This is a genomic window from Acidovorax sp. 69 (assembly GCF_002797445.1).
Lineage (GTDB): Bacteria > Pseudomonadota > Gammaproteobacteria > Burkholderiales > Burkholderiaceae_C > Acidovorax.
In genome coordinates this window covers 4,059,495-4,075,171 of sequence record NZ_PGEP01000001.1, presented here as the reverse complement: position 1 = coordinate 4,075,171, position 15,677 = coordinate 4,059,495, and the positions used below count along the sequence as shown (strand labels likewise).

The 15,677-nt window shown below is 60.0% G+C and carries 16 protein-coding genes and 1 tRNA gene; 14 read left to right on the top strand and 3 right to left on the bottom strand.

Translation table 11 applies throughout. The features are described from left to right. Positions 1-97 precede the first annotated feature (97 nt). Genes tatA through tatC form a run of 3 tightly spaced genes read left to right on the top strand, consistent with a single transcriptional unit; the run spans position 98 to position 1,711 of the window. Positions 98-337 carry a Sec-independent protein translocase subunit TatA gene (tatA, locus tag CLU85_RS18720; protein ID WP_100411586.1) on the top strand — a complete coding sequence of 80 codons (240 nt, stop codon included), beginning with the start codon at positions 98-100 and terminating at the stop codon, positions 335-337. A 55-nt stretch (positions 338-392) separates the two neighbouring features. Next, entirely contained in the window at positions 393-854 is a 462-nt protein-coding gene (gene tatB, locus CLU85_RS18715; RefSeq protein WP_100411585.1) for a Sec-independent protein translocase protein TatB, read from the top strand. A gap of 59 nt (positions 855-913) precedes the next feature. Then, positions 914-1,711 carry a twin-arginine translocase subunit TatC gene (gene tatC, locus CLU85_RS18710; RefSeq protein ID WP_100411584.1) on the top strand — a complete coding sequence of 266 codons (798 nt, stop codon included), beginning with the start codon at positions 914-916 and terminating at the stop codon, positions 1,709-1,711. Positions 1,712-1,967: 256 nt separating this feature from the next. Here the strand turns inward: tatC and CLU85_RS18705 are convergent, their stop codons facing one another. After that, positions 1,968-3,116, bottom strand: a complete 1,149-nt coding sequence (locus CLU85_RS18705) for a trypsin-like peptidase domain-containing protein (protein ID WP_100411583.1) — start codon at positions 3,114-3,116, stop codon at positions 1,968-1,970. A gap of 140 nt (positions 3,117-3,256) precedes the next feature. Here CLU85_RS18705 and CLU85_RS18700 point away from each other — a divergent pair, with 140 nt between their 5' ends. Continuing rightward, positions 3,257-4,030, top strand: coding sequence for a Nif3-like dinuclear metal center hexameric protein (locus CLU85_RS18700; protein WP_100411582.1), 774 nt, complete (start codon positions 3,257-3,259; stop codon positions 4,028-4,030). A gap of 99 nt (positions 4,031-4,129) precedes the next feature. After that, complete coding sequence (gene pdxA / locus CLU85_RS18695; protein WP_100411581.1) at positions 4,130-5,158, top strand: 4-hydroxythreonine-4-phosphate dehydrogenase PdxA; 1,029 nt, start codon at positions 4,130-4,132, stop codon at positions 5,156-5,158. 94 nt (positions 5,159-5,252) lie between these two features. Here the strand turns inward: pdxA and mscL are convergent, their stop codons facing one another. Next, positions 5,253-5,687: a large conductance mechanosensitive channel protein MscL gene (mscL, locus tag CLU85_RS18690; protein ID WP_100411580.1), complete on the bottom strand. Its 435-nt coding sequence runs from the start codon at positions 5,685-5,687 to the stop codon at positions 5,253-5,255. 147 nt (positions 5,688-5,834) lie between these two features. Between mscL and petA the strand changes: the two genes are divergently transcribed. The 6 genes from petA (at position 5,835) to CLU85_RS18660 (ending at position 10,056) form a co-directional block, all read left to right on the top strand. Further along, positions 5,835-6,434, top strand: coding sequence for a ubiquinol-cytochrome c reductase iron-sulfur subunit (gene petA, locus CLU85_RS18685; protein ID WP_100411579.1), 600 nt, complete (start codon positions 5,835-5,837; stop codon positions 6,432-6,434). Positions 6,435-6,445: 11 nt separating this feature from the next. Next, entirely contained in the window at positions 6,446-7,861 is a 1,416-nt protein-coding gene (locus CLU85_RS18680) for a cytochrome bc complex cytochrome b subunit (protein ID WP_100411578.1), read from the top strand. A 17-nt stretch (positions 7,862-7,878) separates the two neighbouring features. After that, positions 7,879-8,640 carry a cytochrome c1 gene (locus tag CLU85_RS18675; protein WP_100411577.1) on the top strand — a complete coding sequence of 254 codons (762 nt, stop codon included), beginning with the start codon at positions 7,879-7,881 and terminating at the stop codon, positions 8,638-8,640. A 102-nt stretch (positions 8,641-8,742) separates the two neighbouring features. Further along, positions 8,743-9,354, top strand: a complete 612-nt coding sequence (locus CLU85_RS18670; RefSeq protein ID WP_005794209.1) for a glutathione S-transferase N-terminal domain-containing protein — start codon at positions 8,743-8,745, stop codon at positions 9,352-9,354. A gap of 48 nt (positions 9,355-9,402) precedes the next feature. Then, positions 9,403-9,930, top strand: a complete 528-nt coding sequence (locus CLU85_RS18665) for a ClpXP protease specificity-enhancing factor (RefSeq protein ID WP_100411576.1) — start codon at positions 9,403-9,405, stop codon at positions 9,928-9,930. 50 nt (positions 9,931-9,980) lie between these two features. After that, positions 9,981-10,056 (top strand) — tRNA-Thr (locus CLU85_RS18660). Positions 10,057-10,102: 46 nt separating this feature from the next. Here the strand turns inward: CLU85_RS18660 and CLU85_RS18655 are convergent. Next, complete coding sequence (locus CLU85_RS18655; protein ID WP_100411575.1) at positions 10,103-10,402, bottom strand: hypothetical protein; 300 nt, start codon at positions 10,400-10,402, stop codon at positions 10,103-10,105. A 32-nt stretch (positions 10,403-10,434) separates the two neighbouring features. On the opposite strand from CLU85_RS18655, the gene CLU85_RS18650 reads away from it, so the two are divergent. The 3 genes from CLU85_RS18650 to argJ all read left to right on the top strand — a co-directional run bounded on the left by CLU85_RS18650 (position 10,435) and on the right by argJ (position 15,636). Further along, positions 10,435-11,418 (top strand): M23 family metallopeptidase, encoded by a 984-nt coding sequence (locus CLU85_RS18650; protein ID WP_100411574.1) that lies wholly within the window; start codon positions 10,435-10,437, stop codon positions 11,416-11,418. 137 nt (positions 11,419-11,555) lie between these two features. Beyond that, positions 11,556-14,309, top strand: coding sequence for a preprotein translocase subunit SecA (secA, locus tag CLU85_RS18645; protein ID WP_100411573.1), 2,754 nt, complete (start codon positions 11,556-11,558; stop codon positions 14,307-14,309). 97 nt (positions 14,310-14,406) lie between these two features. Further along, a complete protein-coding gene (gene argJ, locus CLU85_RS18640; protein WP_100411572.1) occupies positions 14,407-15,636 on the top strand; it encodes a bifunctional glutamate N-acetyltransferase/amino-acid acetyltransferase ArgJ in 1,230 nt (409 codons plus the stop codon). The last annotated feature ends 41 nt before the right edge of the window (positions 15,637-15,677 follow it).

The following is a 15,677-nucleotide window of genomic DNA, read 5'->3' as shown; positions in this document are numbered from 1 at the left end:
ACGGGCGTCGCAGATAGTTGTGCGCAGGCACTCCGCCACTGTGAACTCCTGCCACGCCCCCCGTCTAAAATGATTGCAATTCGTTAGGAGATATTTCATGGGCTCTTTTTCCATCTGGCACTGGCTGATCGTGCTGCTGATCGTTGTCATGGTGTTCGGCACCAAGAAGCTCAAGAACATGGGCTCGGACCTCGGAGGGGCCGTCAAGGGCTTCAAGGACGGCATGAAAGACGGCGCCGCTTCAGACGCTGCCACCACCCCGCCCGCAGGCCAGGTCGCCAACAGCCAGGCTTCCGACAAGACCACCATCGATGTTGAAGCCAAGCAAAAGAGCTGAGCCGGTGTCGTCCCTGACCGGCCTCTGCTGCACGCTTCGCCCTGGCGCCTGATCCATGATTGATATTGGTCTGTCCAAGATGGCGCTGATCGGCGCCGTGGCGTTGATCGTCATCGGCCCCGAAAAGCTGCCGCGTGTGGCCCGTACGGTCGGCACCTTGCTGGGCAAGGCGCAGCGCTACGTGGCCGATGTGAAGTCCGAGGTCAACCGGTCCATGGAGCTGGATGAGCTCAAGAAGATGAAGGACACGGTGGAAAACGCTGCACGTGATGTGCAGAACTCCATCCAGACCAGCGCGAGCGAGTTCGAGAAGGATTGGGCCGAAGCCACTGACACCGCCAGTGCTGCCTTGCAGGACCAGACCGCTGTAGTGCCTGCCTACAAGCACCCCGGAAAGAACTGGCGCCTCAAGCGGGGTGCCGTGCCCCAGTGGTACAAGTCCAAGAGTGGCGTGCGCACCAAGGCGCAGTCTGGCGCGGCCCGTGTGGCGCGCTACCGTCCCCAAAAATTTCACTGATGCAGCCAGCGGCGCCCTGCGCGCCGCATGGGCGGCCCTGACGCCCACGAAAACCCACCATGTCCGAAACCCCTTCCAAAGAAGACGAGCTGGCCGGTACCGAGCAGCCGTTTGTTCAGCACCTGATGGAGCTGCGCGACCGGCTGGTCAAGGCCCTCATTGCCATTGGCATTGCAGCAGCGATCCTGTTCTTCTTTCCTGGCCCTGGCGCGCTGTACGACTTTTTGGCGGCGCCCCTGGTGGCTCATCTGCCCAAAGGGGCCACGCTGATCGCCACCTCGGTGATCTCGCCCTTCATGGTGCCGCTCAAGATTTTGCTGATGGCGGCCTTTTTGTTGGCCCTTCCTTTTGTGCTGTGGCAGGTCTGGGCCTTTGTGGCGCCGGGGCTGTATTCGCATGAGAAGAAGCTGGTGTTGCCGTTGGTGGTTTCCAGCACGCTGCTGTTCTTCATCGGCGTGGCGTTTTGCTACTACCTGGTGTTTGGTCAGGTCTTCGCGTTCATTCAGAGTTTCGCGCCCAAGAGCATCACGGCTGCGCCAGATATCGAGGCCTACCTCAGTTTTGTGCTGTCGATGTTCCTGGCGTTCGGGTTGGCTTTCGAGGTGCCGATTGCCGTGGTGGTGCTGGCCCGCATGGGCATCGTGAGTGTGCAAAAGCTGCGCGAGTTTCGTGGCTATTTCATCGTGCTGGCCTTTGTGGTCGCGGCGGTGGTCACGCCCCCCGATGTGGTGTCGCAGTTGTCATTGGCCGTGCCTATGTGCATCTTGTACGAGGTAGGCATCTGGGCCGCACAGATTTTCATCAAGCACACCCAGGCGCCTGAAGCGGCCACCGAGGAAAGCACTTCCTCGTCGTGAAGGGGATGGGGCTGTGGCCCCTGTGCGTGGCGCCGCTGCTGGCCCTTCGGATCCACGAGGCAAGGGGCTGGCCACCACAAATAGGGTGCTAATAAAAATAGCTGCAAGCGCCCGGTGGGCAATTGCTGGCAGCTATTGTTTTGATAGTCTCGGCGTATGCCCTGCGAGACCCATAGGCTGGTTGCCAGGGCCGCTTGCCGACCTGGTGTTCTGTTGCTCCAGTCCAGCGTTACGGCGCCATCGCCGTGTGCCCACGCTACCGTTTCACGTTGCGCTGGGGTCGGGGGCGTACGCCGGGGTTGATGCTCAGATCCACCTGCTTGTCCCCGCGCTGCACGTTGAAGGCGGACTGGGTGCCGGGCTTGAGCGCTGCCACGGCGGTCAGTAGTTCGGACACATTGGCCACGTTTTTGCCGTCCACGCGCACGATCACGTCGCCAGGGCGCATGCCTGCCTGCGCAGCGGGCCCATCCTGCAGTACGCCGGTGATGATCACGCCCTCGGTGGCCTTCTTTACGCCGAAGGTTTCGGCCAGCTCGGGGGACAGCTCATTGGGCTCCACTCCGATCCAGCCGCGCGTGACCTGGCCGTCCTTCACGATGCCATCCAGCACCATGCGGGCCGTAGACACGGGGATTGCAAAGCCGATGCCCATGCTGCCGCCCGAGCGCGAGTAGATCGCGGTATTGATGCCCATGAGGTTGCCGTTCACGTCCACCAGCGCGCCGCCCGAATTGCCGGGGTTGATGGCGGCATCGGTCTGGATGAAGTTCTCGAACGTATTGATGCCCAGTTGGCTGCGGCCCAGCGCGCTCACGATGCCGCTGGTCACGGTCTGGCCCACGCCGAAGGGGTTGCCGATGGCCAGCACCTGGTCGCCCACATCCAGCCCGTCGGAGTTACCCAGCACGATGACGGGCAGCTTGTCGAGTTCGATTTTCAGGATGGCCAGATCGGTGTCGGGGTCGGTGCCGATCACGCGCGCACGAGCGCGGCGGCTGTCAGTGAGCGTGACCTCGATCTCGTCGGCGCCCTCGACCACATGGTTGTTGGTCAGGATGTAGCCGTCCGGGCTCACGATCACACCGCTGCCGAGGCCTGCCTGCGCCTGGCTGCCCTGGTCTCCAAAGAAGAACTGGAACCAGGGGTCGTTGCTGCGCGGATGGCGGACTTCCTTGCTGGTGTTGATGCTGACCACGGCCGGTGCCGCTTTGCGCGCAGCGCCGCTGAAGCTGCCTGCAGCGGGTTGTGACGGGGGCGAGGCGGGCGCTTCCAGCAGTGCAATGCCTGCGCTGGAGCGTGTGGTGCCCCGACCCAGCCAGTCGGGCTGTAGGGTGGCCACAACAAAGTAGGCCGCAACGAGGACCGTCACGGTCTGGGAAAACAGCAGCCAGATTCGCTTCATGAAATTTGCGTACCAGTGAACGTACGAAAGGGGGTGGACGATGGGGTGGCGCTAGAAGCCTGCGGTTATGGCAACAGACCACCTCCCTGTGGGCATTGTCTCCCAATGTGGGGGCTCTGGCTGCGCGCGACAATAGCTGCATGAGCATTTCCCGCAACCAACTTTTGCAGGCCTTCGACGGCCTGTTGCTGCCCGAACGTTTCAAGGACTACGGCCCCAATGGCTTGCAAGTCGAGGGCAGGGACGAGATTCAGCGTGTGGTGAGCGGTGTCACGGCCAGCCGGGCGCTGATTGAGGCAGCCATTGCGGCCCAGGCGGACGCCATCTTTGTCCACCATGGCCTGTTTTGGCGCGGGCAAGATGGCCGCGTGACCGGTTGGATGAAGCAGCGGTTGCAGCTCTTGTTGGCGCACGACATCAATCTGTATGCGTATCACCTCCCCCTCGACGCACACGCCGAGTGGGGCAATAACGCGCAATTGGGTCGGGTGTTGGGGTTGGCTGCCGATGCTAGATTTGGCGAGCAAGACCTGGGCTTTGCCGCGCCAGCGGCATTTGACAACGCCCAAGCCCTGGCCGACCACGTGGCGCAGGCGCTGGGTCGCGTTGTCACGCTGGTACAGCCGTTCGGCGTGGCTGATGCGGTGCCATTGCCGCGGCCCATCCGTCGCGTCGCGTGGTGCACGGGCGGTGCACAGGGATATTTCGAGTCGGCCATTGCCGCTGGAGCCGATGCCTTCATCACCGGTGAAATTTCGGAGCCCCAGGCCCACCTTGCGCGTGAGACGGGTGTGAGTTTCATCGCTGCGGGGCACCACGCCACTGAGCGTTATGGCGCGCCGGCAGTGGCAGCCCATGTGGCGACCCAGTGGGGGCTTCAGCACCAGTTCATCGAGATCGACAATCCTGCGTAGTGGCTGGCATTGCGCAGCTATTGTTGAATTTTTTGCTCAGTTTTTTATAGCTGATGGCGTAATTAAAATAAGCGCTACCGGCCTATTTGGTTCAAATTCATGCACCTGATTGCCATCACCCAAGGGGACACTGCCGGTATTGGCCCAGAGATCGTGGCCAAGGCATTTCGTGACGCGCCCGACGACTTGCTCGACTGCTTCGTGGTGGGCGATGTGGCGACCTTGCGACGCGCGGCACAGGCCATTGCGCGCCCCGGCGTTCCGGGGGTTCCCGTGGCACAGATCAATACACCCAGCGAAGCACGGGATGTGCCTCGGCGCTGTATTCCCGTTTTGCCTTTGCCGGGTATCGCTGGCCCCCAGCCCTGGGGCCAAATCAGTGCAGCGGCGGGGCGTGCGGCCGCAGGCAGTGTGGTCTGGGCCGCCCGTGCAGCGCTCCGGGGCGAGGTGGGTGCGCTGGTCACAGCGCCTTTGCACAAAGAGGCCTTGTCTGCGGCTGGCGTCGATTTTCCGGGGCATACCGAGTTGTTGCAGGCCGAGGCTGCTGCGCACCAGGGCGTGCCATTGGCAGACATGCCTGTGCGCATGATGCTGGCCAGCGACGAGTTGCGCACGGTGCTGGTCAGCATCCATGTGTCGCTGCGTGATGCTCTTGCCGCTGTGACGCTGGACAATGTGCTGCAGACTCTGCACATCACACATGCTGCACTGCTGCGCAGCCTGGGGCGTGTGCCGCGTATTGCGGTGGCGGGTCTCAACCCCCATGCAGGCGAAGGCGGGTTGTTTGGTCGTGAAGAGATCGAGGTGATCTCTCCGGCCATCACGGCCGCGCGATTACTGGGGCTGGATGTGCAAGGCCCCTTTGCGCCGGATACGGTGTTCATGCGGGCGCGCAGCACACCCGGGCGGCCGGGCGAGTTTGATGTGGTTATCGCGATGTACCACGATCAGGGTCTGATTCCGGTGAAGTACCTGGGCGTAGACAAGGGTGTGAATGTGACGCTGGGGCTCCCCCTTGTGCGAACCAGTCCCGACCACGGCACAGCCTTTGACATTGCCGGGCAGGGGGTGGCTGATGCTTCCAGTCTGATCGAGGCTGTGCGTATGGCCCGTGCATTGGCGGGCTGAGTGCCCGTCACCATGCTCCATCAACCAAAACGCCCGCATGCGGCGAAAGCGATGCGGGCGTTGGTGGGCAGGATCAGTGCCTGCCGATGGACGGTCAGCGCTTGAGGCTGTCGCGGATCTCGCGCAGCAGCACGATGTCTTCAGCGGGAGCTGCGGGCACCTCGGGTGCTGCGGCTGCAGGGCTCTCGCGCTTGATGCGGTTGATCTGCTTGATCATCATGAAGATGATGAACGCCAAAATGATGAAGTTGACGGCCACCGTCAGGAAGTTGCCGTAGGCAAACACGGGCACGCCGGCTTTCTTGAGTGCGTCCAGTGTCTGCAACGTGCCCGCTGGCACTGGGCCGAGCACCACAAAGAGGTTGGAAAAGTCGAGTTTTCCGAAGACCAGGCCCACCACCGGCATGATCAGGTCGGACACCACCGAATCCACAATTTTGCCAAATGCGCCGCCAATGATGACGCCCACTGCAAGGTCCACCACGTTGCCCTTGACCGCGAATTCCCTGAACTCTTGCATCATTCCCATGTTGTTGCTCCTTGTGTGAACGTTGATGCTGGAGTATTGCTCAGTACGATGCCCTGTCAAGACAGTCACCCAGTTTGAAATAACCATTTTCACTCCGCTACAATTCGCGGTTGACCCCAATCTAGCGATGATCAATCGAGGATCCCCATGAGTGACACTCCAATCGACTCCAGCAAGCGGACGTGGATCATCACGTCAGCATGTGCTGGTGCGGTGGGCGGCGTGGCAACCGCCGTTCCTTTCGTGAGTACTTTCCAGCCTTCTGAGCGCGCCAAAGCTGCTGGTGCTGCTGTTGAGGTGGATATCTCCGCCCTCAAACCCGGAGAAAAAGTCACTGTGGAGTGGCGCGGAAAGCCCGTCTGGATCATCAAGCGCACCCCCGAGCAGCTCGCAGAGCTGGCGAAGCTTGATGGGCAGCTGGCTGATCCCAAGTCCGAGCGCAAGCCGTCCGAGCTGACGCCGGAGTACGCCCGCAACGAAGCCCGTTCGATCAAGCCAGAAATTTTTGTGGGTGTGGGTATCTGCTCTCACTTGGGTTGTTCGCCCTCGGACAAATTCCAGCCCGGTGCCCAGCCTTCGCTGCCCGACGACTGGAAGGGCGGTTTCCTGTGCCCTTGCCACGGGTCCACGTTCGACATGGCGGGCCGCGTCTTCAAGAACAAGCCAGCACCGGACAATCTTGAAGTGCCTCCGCACATGTACTTGACCGATACGCGCCTGATCATCGGTGAAGACAAGAAGGCTTGACGGAGAACGACATGGCCCACGAATTCAAAGAAATTTCTCCCAACGCCTCGGCAGGCGCCAAAGTCACGAACTGGTTTGAAAACCGGTTCCCGACGGCGTTCGATGCCTACAAGGTGCATATGTCGGAGTACTACGCTCCGAAGAACTTCAACTTCTGGTACATCTTCGGCTCGCTCGCGCTGGTCGTGCTGGTGATACAGATCGTGACCGGCATCTTTCTGGTCATGCACTACAAGCCCGACGCCAGCCTGGCGTTTGCTTCGGTGGAGTACATCATGCGTGATGTGCCCTGGGGCTGGCTGATTCGCTACATGCACTCCACGGGTGCTTCGGCGTTCTTTGTGGTGGTGTACCTGCACATGTTCCGTGGCCTCATCTACGGCAGCTACCGCAAGCCGCGCGAACTGGTCTGGATCTTTGGCTGTGCCATTTTCCTGTGTCTGATGGCTGAGGCTTTCATGGGCTACCTGCTGCCCTGGGGTCAGATGTCGTACTGGGGCGCGCAGGTGATCGTGAACCTGTTTGCTGCCATTCCCTTCATCGGACCCGACCTGGCCCTGCTGATTCGTGGCGACTACGTGGTGGGTGACGCTACGCTCAACCGCTTCTTCAGCTTCCACGTGATTGCTGTACCGCTGGTGTTGTTGGGTCTTGTGGTGGCTCACTTGCTGGCGCTGCACGATGTGGGTTCCAACAACCCTGATGGTGTGGAAATCAAGGGTCCCAAGGCCCCCAAGGATGCCAATGGCAAGCCGCTCGATGGTGTGCCTTTCCATCCCTACTACACGGTGCACGACATCTTCGCACTGAGCATGTTCCTGATGGCTTTCACGGCCGTGGTGTTCTTTGCTCCTGAGTTCGGTGGCTATTTCCTGGAGTACAACAACTTCATCCCGGCTGACCCCCTCAAGACGCCTGCACACATTGCCCCAGTGTGGTACTTCACGCCGTACTACTCCATGCTGCGTGCCATCACCAGCGAGATGATGTATGCCCTGATCGCCTGCGTGCTGGCCGGTGCCGGTCTGGGCGTGGTCAAGGCAAAGCTGCCCAGCTTCATCAAGGCCGGTATCGCGGGTGCGGCGGTGGTGGTTGTGCTGCTGATGCTGTCGATTGACGCCAAGTTCTGGGGCGTTGTGGTGATGGGCGGTGCCGTGATCATCCTGTTCTTCCTGCCATGGCTGGACTTCAGCCCCGTGAAGTCCATTCGTTATCGTCCTGACTGGCACAAATACCTCTACGGTATCTTCGTGATCAACTTCCTGATCTTGGGTTACCTGGGTGTGCAGCCTCCGTCACCGATTGGTGAGCGCGTGTCGCAGGTTGGTACCTTGTTCTATTTCGGCTTCTTCTTGCTGATGCCCTGGTGGAGCCGCATTGGTGAAACCAAGCCCGTGCCTGACCGTGTGACCTTTGTGGCGCACTGAGCCTGGAGAAAACAACAATGAAGAAAATCATCCTCACGTTGATCGCCGCTGTGGGCTTGGCAGCCGGTGCGGCCCATGCTGCTGGTGCCGACACCATTGCCTGGGACAAGGCGCCCAACAAGACCAATGACCTGGCGTCGCTGCAAAACGGTGCCAAGGTGTTCGTCAACTATTGCCTGAGCTGCCACTCTGCGGCTTACATGCGGTTCAACCGTCTGCGTGACATCGGTTTGACCGAGCAGCAGATCAAAGACAACCTGCTGTTCACGACCGACAAGGTGGGTGAAACCATGAAGGCCTCGATTGATCCGAAGCAGGCCAAGGAATGGTTCGGTGCCAATCCGCCTGATCTGACCGTGATTGCGCGCTCGCGTGCAGGGCATGGTGGTACGGGCGCGGACTACCTGTACACGTTCCTGCGCACGTTCTACCGTGACGAAACGAAGGCGACGGGCTGGAACAATCTCGTGTTCCCCAGCGTGGGCATGCCCCATGTCCTGTGGCAGCTGCAAGGTGATCGCCGCCCGGTGTTTGAAGAGCATGAAAGCCATGGCCACAAGACCCAGGTGTTCAAGGGTTGGGAGCAAATCTCGCCAGGCAGCATGACTCCTCTGCAGTTTGATCAGAACATCGGCGATCTGGTGAACTACCTGCAGTGGATGGGCGAGCCTGCACAGAACATCCGTTGGCGCGTGGGCGTTTGGGTGCTGATTTTCTTGGGTGTGTTCACCGTCATTGCCTGGAGGTTGAACGCGGCCTTCTGGAAGGACATCAAGTAAACGCCAGATCCATCAAAAGCACCCTCCGGGGTGCGTATGGTTTTTTTTGCAGAGTGGGCGCTTTTGGCGTCCCACTCTTTTGATTTTTAGGAGCCTCCCACCATGATGGTGCTTTATTCGGGTACGACCTGTCCCTTTTCCCACCGCTGCCGTTTTGTCCTGTTCGAAAAGGGCATGGACTTTGAAATCCGCGATGTGGACCTGTACAACAAGCCCGAAGACATCAGCGTGATGAATCCGTATGGTCAGGTGCCCATTCTGGTGGAGCGCGACCTGATCTTGTACGAGTCGAACATCATCAACGAGTACATCGACGAGCGCTTCCCCCATCCTCAGTTGATGCCCGGCGACCCGGTGGACCGTGCACGTGTGCGACTGTTTTTGCTGAACTTCGAGAAAGAGCTGTTCGTGCATGTGAACACGCTGGAGTCGCGTGCGACCAAGGGCAACGAAAAGGCGCTGGAAAAAGCACGTGCGCATATCCGCGATCGTCTTACCCAGCTGGCCCCTGTGTTCCTCAAGAACAAGTACATGTTGGGTGATAACTTCTCGATGCTGGATGTTGCGATTGCCCCGTTGTTGTGGCGTCTCGACTATTACGGCATCGACCTGAGCAAGAATGCGGCTCCGCTGCTCAAGTATGCCGAGCGCATCTTCTCGCGTCCCGCTTACATCGAGGCGTTGACCCCGTCCGAAAAGGTCATGCGCAAGTAATTTGCGGCCTGCTGACGTTCTCTTTACCCATCGCAGTTGCCCATATTCATGACCGCACCGGAATCGACCTCAACGCGCCCTTATCTCATTCGTGCTTTGTACGAGTGGTGTACCGACAACGGGCTGACGCCCTACGTGGCGGTGCGCGTTGACGATTCCGTACAGGTGCCACGGGAGTATGTGAAGGATGGCGAGATCGTTCTGAACATCAGTTTTGATGCGACCAGTGCGTTGCAATTGGGCAATGATTTCATTGAATTCAAGGCCCGTTTCGGCGGCAAACCACGCGAGATACTGGTGCCAGTGGGTCGTGTGATTGCCATTTACGCCCGTGAAAATGGCCAGGGTATGGCGTTCCCTCCGCCCGTGGACATGCTTGCTGGCGGCGATGTGACCGTGGCGCTGGCCAATGCCTCCGCGCCTTCTGAGTCCATGGCGGTTGATCCAGAGTCATCAGAAGACCGTGTGGTCCAGCTGGTAGGGGTGGATGACGGCAACAAGGATGCGGGAGGCGATGCGCCCCGGCCTCCCCCTGCTTCGGGCGGTACGCGGCCTGCGCTCAAACGCGTTAAATAGTAGTCGTTTTGGATTTTTTGGCAGAATTTACAAGATAAAATTCGGACTTCGCCGGTTTAGCTCAGTTGGTAGAGCACCCGCCTTGTAAGCGGTAGGTCGTCAGTTCGATTCCGACAACCGGCACCATTTTCTTCTCTTCTTCTTTCGCATTCCCTGGATCTGACACTGGTTGTTAGGTTTGAACTTTCAGGCGAATCGCGTTAACCTCCCACCCCCGGCTGCGCAAATGCGCCTGCAATGCAGGCAGCAGTTGGCGTATTTTTGCTGCCGCCGCGTTGCTCTTGACCAGCAGGCACCAGCTGTCCCCGTCGATGGGGCCTGCCTGGATGGCTGGTCGTAGCGCTGCTGGAATCAGCAATTCAATGGCCCGGAGCCGATCACTGGAGTCGCGTGTCAGCGCTGTGAGCTTGGCCAGCGTGGGGCTGTCTTGGCTGGCTTGCTGCAACGTGACAGCGTAGTGGCGGCGACTCATGGTGTGGCGTCTTTGGGCGTGGAGAATTCGTAGTGCATTTGATTATCACGGACGCGAGACTGGCGCGCAGTCGGGCCATACATTTGTCTGGCACACGGTTGTTTCTTGCGGGGTTGGCGGTTTCGCTGTGCCTCATGCTGGTCGCCGCGACCTTGTATCACTGGGTCTTCTTGAAGGGGGCGCGGGAAGGATGGCCCATTGTGGGTTCGCTGGTGCGGCTGGTGGTCAAGGACGAGTTCGCGGAGCGTGACCGCTTTATGCGGGCCAATTTGGACGCCATGGCGCGCCGCGTGGGCGAGATGCAGGCCCGCATGGTGCAGCTGGAATCCCTGGGTGACCGCGTTCTCGGATTGGCGGGTATGGCGCCAGCGGATATCCAGAAAGCCGAGGGCAGGGGTGGTGTGTTGGTGAGTGCGCACAATCTGTCCATGGAAGAACTGCAGTCCACCCTGGATGAGCTGGAGCGCCTGACCAACCAGCGGGTTGACCTGATGACGGTGCTTGAGTCCCGTTTGTTTGATCAGCACATCCGCAAGAAAATGGTGCCCACCCATGCTCCTGTCACGGGACGGTCTGCGGGCTCCGGATTTGGCTGGCGCGTAGATCCCATCTCCGGCCAGTCTGCCCTGCATACGGGGCTTGATTTTCAGGCTGATACCGGTACCCCCATTCTGGCGGCTGCAGGGGGCGTGGTCGTGACGCAGGAATACCACCCGGCCTACGGGAACATGATCGAGGTGGACCATGGCAACCAGTTGGTGACACGCTATGCCCATGCATCACGCACCCTGGTGAAACAAGGGGACATCGTGCGACGTGGGCAGAAGATTGCTGAAATTGGCACGACGGGGCGCTCGACAGGTCCTCATCTGCATTTTGAGGTGCTGGTACAAGGGGTTTTTCAGGATCCCCAGAAATTCCTGAGTGCTGGTGGCTCGTCCACAAGTGCCCAGGTGGCGGCTGCACAGCCCGCCGCGTTGGGTGTCAGGGCAGTAGTGCCCGCATCGGGCAGGTAAAATCGCGGGTCCGGTGTTCTTGGCTCAGGTTTGCAGTGCTTGCAATCACGGCCCAAGGACCCACCTGAACTCAATTCATCTTAGGGATTTCGGTCGCTTGGCGCGCTGATTGCAGCGGGACAAGCGGTCCTGTTCGCATGGCCACCAACTTCCTCACCAAAATATTCGGCAGCCGCAACGACCGGCTCCTCAAGCAATACCGCAAGACGGTCACCCGCATCAATGCGATGGAGCCCGACTACGAAAAGCTGTCGGACGACCAACTTCGTGCCAAGACGCAGGAATTCAAGGAGCGCGTGGCCAAGGGCGAGTCGCTGGACGACATCCTCCCCGAAGCTTTTGCGGTGGTTCGAGAGGGTTCCAAGCGCATCATGAAGATGCGGCACTTTGACATGCAGTTGCTCGGCGGTATGGCGCTGCATTTCGGCAAGATCGCGGAAATGCGTACGGGCGAGGGCAAGACATTGACGGCAACGCTGCCGGTCTACCTCAACGCTTTGTCGGGCAAGGGTGTGCACGTGGTGACCGTGAATGACTACCTGGCCAATCGCGACGCGCAGTGGATGGGGCGCCTGTACAACTTCCTGGGGCTGACGGTGGGTATCAACCTGCCCAACATGCCACGCGAGGAAAAACAGGCGGCCTACCGCGCCGACATCACTTACGGCACGAACAATGAGTACGGGTTCGACTACCTGCGAGACAACATGGTCTACGAGGCGGCAGACCGCGTGCAGCAGGGCCTGAACTTTGCCATTGTCGACGAGGTGGACTCGATCCTGATCGATGAGGCGCGCACGCCCCTGATCATCAGCGGCCAAGCTGAAGACCATACGACCACGTACCTGGCCATGAACAAGGTGGTCCCGCTGCTTGTGCGCCAGGAGGGCGAAGCCGACCCCCGCACGGGCGAGGGCGTGACCAAGCCCGGTGATTTCACACTGGACGAGAAGACGCACCAGGTGTTCCTGACCGAGCAGGGCCATGAAAGCGCAGAGCGCATCCTGGCCAGCCAGGGCTTGATTGCTGAAGGTGCGTCTGTGTACGACCCGGCCAACATCACGCTCATGCACCACCTGTATGCGGCGCTCAGGGCCAATCACCTGTATCACCGCGATCAGCACTATGTGGTGCAAAACGGAGAGATCGTGATCGTGGACGAGTTCACCGGTCGCCTGATGTCGGGCCGCCGCTGGAGCGAAGGCTTGCACCAGGCCGTGGAAGCCAAGGAAGGGGTGAACATCCAGGCCGAGAATCAAACGCTGGCCTCCATCACCTTCCAGAATTATTTCCGCCTCTATAGCAAGCTCGCTGGGATGACCGGTACGGCCGACACCGAAGCGTATGAGTTCCAGGAAATCTATGGCCTGGAAACCACGGTCATTCCCCCGAATCGTCCAAGCAGGCGCGACGATCAACTCGATCGCGTGTACAAGACCACGCGCGAAAAATACGAAGCGGCCATCAAGGACATCCGCGAGTGTCACGAGCGCGGTCAGCCTGTGCTGGTGGGGACCACGTCGATCGAGAACTCTGAAATCATCGACCAGCTCCTGATCAAGGAAGGTCTGCCGCACCAGGTGCTCAATGCCAAGCAGCATGCCCGCGAAGCAGACATCGTGGCCCAAGCGGGCCGCGAAGGCATGATCACCATCGCCACCAATATGGCGGGCCGTGGAACCGACATCGTGCTGGGTGGCAATATCGAAAAGGATGTGGCAGCCATTGAGACCGATGAAAGTCTGTCCGAAGCAGATCGCGTTGCCAAGGTCAACGCCTTGCGTGAGCAATGGAAGCTCGACCATGAGAAGGTGAAGGCCCTGGGTGGACTGCGCATCATTGCCACTGAACGTCACGAATCCCGACGCATCGACAACCAACTGCGCGGCCGCTCTGGCCGTCAAGGTGACCCCGGCTCCTCGCGCTTCTACTTGAGTCTGGACGATTCACTGATGCGCATCTTTGCGGGTGATCGCGTCAAGGCGATCATGGACCGCTTGAAGATGCCCGACGGCGAAGCCATCGAAGCCGGTATCGTGACCCGCAGCATCGAATCGGCCCAGCGCAAGGTGGAAGCCCGCAACTTCGACATCCGCAAGCAGCTGCTCGAATACGACGATGTGGCCAACGATCAGCGCAAGGTGATCTATCAGCAGCGCAATGACATTCTGGATGCCTCCGACCTGTCGGACGTGATCGCAGCCATGCGTGAAGACTGCATGACCGATTTGGTACGTCAGTACGTTCCTGCCGAGTCGGTGGAAGAGCAGTGGGATCTGCCGGCGCTGGAGACGGTGCTGGCCGAAGAATGGCAAGTCTCCTTGGCGTTGCAGCAGGAAGTGCAGGGCGCCAACAGCGTCACGGATGACGAAATTCTGGAGAAGGTGTTGCTTGCTGCCCATGCATCGTTCGATGCCAAGGTGGAGCAGGTGGGCCGTGAAAACTTCACGCAGTTCGAGCGTGTCGTGCTGCTGCAGAACTTTGACTCCAACTGGCGCGACCACCTGAGCGCCCTCGACTACCTGCGCCAGGGCATCCATCTGCGTGGTTATGCCCAGAAACAGCCTAAACAGGAATACAAGCGCGAAGCCTTCGAGCTGTTCCGTCAGCTCATCGACCAGGTCAAGAATGAGGTCACGAAGATCCTCATGACCGTGCAAGTACAGTCTCCAGCGCAGCTCGACCAAGCTGCACAAGACATGGAAAGCCGCGCCGAGAGCATTGCGAACGTCACTTACACGGCCCCCACCGAAACGGGTGAGGTGGAGACCACGGTCGATGCACAGACCGTCGGCCAGGCCTTGCCGGAAGGCATTCGTGTGGGACGCAATGACCCTTGCCCTTGTGGTAGCGGCAAGAAGTACAAGCAGTGCCACGGCAAGCTGGCCTGATGAAATAGAACCAAATGACACGGGCTGCGGCCCGTGTTTTTACTGGCGCGCCACGGTTTTCCGGATAATCGGCCGCAGTTTTTTGAGAAAGACCTCCATGCCCGTCCATCTACTTGCCCCTGTTGCCGCTGACTTGCACCCGATTGCGGGTGTCCGAATCGGTGTGGCTGAAGCCGGTGTCCGCAAAGCCAACCGCAAGGACCTCACGGTGTTTCTGCTGGACGAAGGCGCCAGCGTGGCAGGCGTGTTCACGCAGAACCGTTTCTGTGCCGCGCCGGTGCAAATCAGCCGCGAGCACCTGGCCAGTGGCCAGTCCATCCGAGCCATGGTGATCAACACTGGCAATGCCAACGCGGGCACGGGCGCCGATGGCCTGGTGCGCGCGCGGTCCACCTGCATTGCGCTGGCGCGCAAGCTCGATGTGGCGCCTGAGCAAATTCTGCCGTTCTCCACCGGCGTGATCATGGAGCCTTTGCCCTGCGACCGCATCGAAGCAGGGTTGCCTGCTGCCATTGCCGATGCACAAGCTGACCACTGGGCGCGTGCGGCCGAGGGCATCATGACCACTGACACACTGCCCAAAGCCTTCTCGGCCCAGGTGCAGATCGGTGGTGCCACGGTGTCCATCACGGGCATCAGCAAAGGCGCGGGAATGATCCGCCCCAATATGGCCACCATGCTGGGTTTTCTGGCCACGGATGCGTGTGTTGCGCCCAGCCTGATGCAGCAGCTGGCGCGCGAGCTGGCCGATGCGTCCTTCAACCGAGTGACCATCGACGGTGACACCTCGACCAACGATTCGTTTGTCGTGGTGGCCTCGAACAAGGCCGGACACGTGCCCATCACCTCGTTGGACAGCATCGAGGGTCAGGCCCTCAAGACAGCCATGCTGGGTGTGTCGCAGAAGTTGGCCCAAGCCATCGTGCGCGATGGCGAAGGCGCCACCAAGTTCATCACGGTGCGCGTGGAAGGCGGCAAAACGGGTGATGAGTGCCGCAAGGTGGCGTATGCCATCGCCCACTCGCCGTTGGTCAAAACGGCCTTCTTCGCCAGCGACCCCAATCTGGGCCGCATCCTGGCGGCGGTGGGCTACGCGGGCATCGACGATCTGGACCAGACGGGCATCGATCTGTATCTGGACGATGTGCATGTGGCCGTGCAAGGTGGCCGCAATCCGGTCTACCGCGAAGAAGATGGCCAGCGCGTGATGAAACAAAGCGAGATCACCGTGCGCGTGCTGCTGGGCCGCGGTGACGCGGTGGATACGGTGTGGACCTGCGACTTGAGCCACGAGTACGTGACAATCAATGCCGACTATCGATCATGAGACTGAGTTTGCTATATATTTGATAGCTATTGGTGTTTGAT